Genomic DNA, 2,578 nt, shown 5'->3' with positions numbered 1-2,578 from the left:
TGCATGGGCCGTCGATGAAAATCGGGCCGGACCGTCAAAAGTCAGTTATTCCAGAACCTGCTGCACTCGAGCCCGAGCGGCTTCGCGCGCGTCGCATCACCCTTCGATGGACGCGAGAAATACTATGCCTACGAGACGGCAAGCCAGTATCCGCTTGTCGTCACCGTCGCCCGAACCGAAGACTCCACTCTCGCCAACTGGTATCGCGACCTGCGCTCCGACGTCGCGGTCGGCGCCGCGCTGCTCGCCATCGTGCTGCTGCTCGCCGCCTTGCTGGCGGTTCAGCTTCGTCAGCGCGAGCGCATCGCCGGAATGCTGCGTGAGCGCGAGGCCCGCTATCGTCTGATCGAAACCAATATCGCCGACATCGTCATCCTGGCCGACCGCGACGGGACTCTGACCTTCGTGTCGATGTCGGTGAGAAGCGTGCTTGGTATCACCCCGGACGAGATGCTCGGCCGCAACTGCCTCGAGATCGTTCATCCCGACGATATCGAAGCGGTTCGTCACTATGGCACTCGGCTCGGCCAGAACGGCGCCGGCCGCCGCGTGGAATTTCGGACGACCCACGCCGACGGTACGCTGATCTGGCTGGAAGCGCATTTCCGCATCGTCGCCGATGCGCAGGGCTCCGGGCGCCATATGGTCGGCACGCTGCGGGACATTACCCGACGCAAGCAGGTCGAGGACGAGGTCGAGGCCTTGAATTTCCGTCTGGCGCAAATGGCGACGACCGATGCGCTGACCGGCCTGCCCAATCGGCGCGCGCTGGACGACCATCTCGGCCGCAGTTTCGACGAGCATCTGCGTGTCGCGGTGCTGATGATCGACGTGGACGAGTTCAAATCCTTCAACGATAACCTCGGCCATCAGGCTGGCGATCTCGGGCTTCAGCGCATCGCCGAACTGCTGGCACATGCGGTGGCGGGCACCAAGGGCATCGCTGCACGCTACGGCGGCGAGGAATTCGCCATCATCCTGCCGGGCGCCGACGTCGCCGCAGCGCTGACTTTCGCCGAGAAGCTGCGCATGGGCGTCCGCGACTTGAAGATCGCCAATCCGGCGGCCCGCCGCGGCATCGTCACCATCAGCATCGGCATCGCCGACAAGACCGGCTCCGCGCCGAACGCCGCGACGCTGCTGCGCGACGCCGACATGGCGCTTTACGAGGCCAAGCGCCGTGGCCGGGATTGCTGCGTCACCGCCGCGCTGCTGATCACCGACGACGCGCCGCTGGCGCCGGACGGCGATCAGGCCGGTTTCGGCGCCGTCGCCTGACATCGAACTCCGGCGCCGAAGCATCGCTGGCTTCTGGACCTGATCGGTTTTTTCACTAAAGTCGCACCCCGGCGCCGCCCTTGGGCGACAGCGCAGCCATAACAACGAACAAGGGCGTCCCCCGCCCGATCAGACGAGGCAATTCCCGCGATGAAATTCACCGGCACCAAGGATTATGTGGCGACCGACGATCTCAAGGTCGCCGTCAATGCGGCCATCGTGCTCGAGCGGCCGCTCCTGGTGAAGGGCGAACCCGGCACCGGCAAGACGGTGCTGGCCGAGGAAGTCGCCAAGGCGCTGGGCGCGCCGTTTCTGACCTGGCACATCAAGTCGACCACCAAGGCGCAACAGGGCCTTTACGAATACGACGCGGTGAGCCGCCTGCGCGACAGCCAGCTCGGCGATCCGCGCGTCTCGGACATCAAGAACTACATCAAGCGCGGCAAGCTGTGGGAGGCCTTTACCCACGAGGGAAGGCCGGTGCTGCTGATCGACGAGATCGACAAGGCCGACATCGAGTTTCCGAACGACCTGCTGCTCGAACTCGACCGTATGGAATTCCACGTCTACGAAACCGGCGAAACCATCCGCGCCGCCAAGCGGCCGATCGTAGTGATCACCTCGAACAACGAGAAGGAGCTGCCCGACGCCTTCCTGCGCCGCTGCTTCTTCCACTACATCAAGTTCCCGGACGCCGACACCATGCAGGCGATCGTCGATGTCCACTTCCCGGGCATCAAGCAGCGCCTCGTCGCCGAAGCGCTGAAGATCTTCTTCGAGGTCCGCGACGTGCCGGGCCTCAAGAAGAAGCCGTCGACCTCCGAACTCCTCGATTGGCTGAAGCTGCTGCTCAACGAGGAGATGACGCCCGAGCAGCTCAAGGAACGCGACCCGCGCAAGCTGATCCCGCCGCTGCACGGCGCCCTCTTGAAGAACGAGCAGGACGTGCATCTGTTCGAGCGGCTGGCGTTCCTGAGCCGGCGCGAGGTCTAAGCGGGCCGCTTCGCCCAGGCCAGCGCGATCAGCGAGATCGCCGCAAGCGCGATGACGATCCCGCCATACACATAGGCGACATTGGCGAGCCCGAGCAGCGGCACGCCAACGCCGGCGGCGATGGCGGGCACACTGAACGCCACATAGGACTGCACGTAGAACGCCGCCAACAAACCGGCGCGCTGGTGCAGTTCGGCGGTCGGCAGCAACAGTCTCAATGATCCGGAAAAACTCGCGCCGAAGCCCAGGCCGGCGACCACGGTGCCACCGAACAGCGCGCCGACATTGTGCTGGTGGATTCCGAACA

Annotated in this window: 2 protein-coding genes and 1 pseudogene; 2 read left to right on the top strand and 1 reads right to left on the bottom strand. The window is 64.7% G+C overall.

All coding sequences use genetic code 11. From position 1 onward, the window contains the following. Positions 1–252 precede the first annotated feature (252 nt). Both I5M_RS29960 and I5M_RS16640 read left to right on the top strand, forming a co-directional pair. Entirely contained in the window at positions 253–1,278 is a 1,026-nt protein-coding gene (locus I5M_RS29960; RefSeq protein ID WP_022722425.1) for a GGDEF domain-containing protein, read from the top strand. Positions 1,279–1,428: 150 nt separating this feature from the next. Then, complete coding sequence (locus tag I5M_RS16640; RefSeq protein ID WP_022722424.1) at positions 1,429–2,271, top strand: MoxR family ATPase; 843 nt, start codon at positions 1,429–1,431, stop codon at positions 2,269–2,271. On the opposite strand, the pseudogene I5M_RS32780 reads toward I5M_RS16640, so the two are convergent. Then, positions 2,268–2,578 (bottom strand): annotated as a pseudogene (locus I5M_RS32780) (MFS transporter); the annotation flags it as partial. The gene I5M_RS16640 and the pseudogene I5M_RS32780 sit on opposite strands and share 4 nt — an antisense overlap.

The sequence above is a fragment of the Rhodopseudomonas sp. B29 genome (assembly GCF_000333455.1).
GTDB lineage: Bacteria > Pseudomonadota > Alphaproteobacteria > Rhizobiales > Xanthobacteraceae > Rhodopseudomonas.
This window is presented reverse-complemented; position numbering and strand designations above follow the sequence as displayed.

Bases quoted from the DNA above. Each gene is read 5' to 3' on its own strand.
- I5M_RS16640 (WP_022722424.1), top strand. From the start codon at position 1,429: ATGAAATTCACCGGCACCAAGGATTATGTGGCGACCGACGATCTCAAG.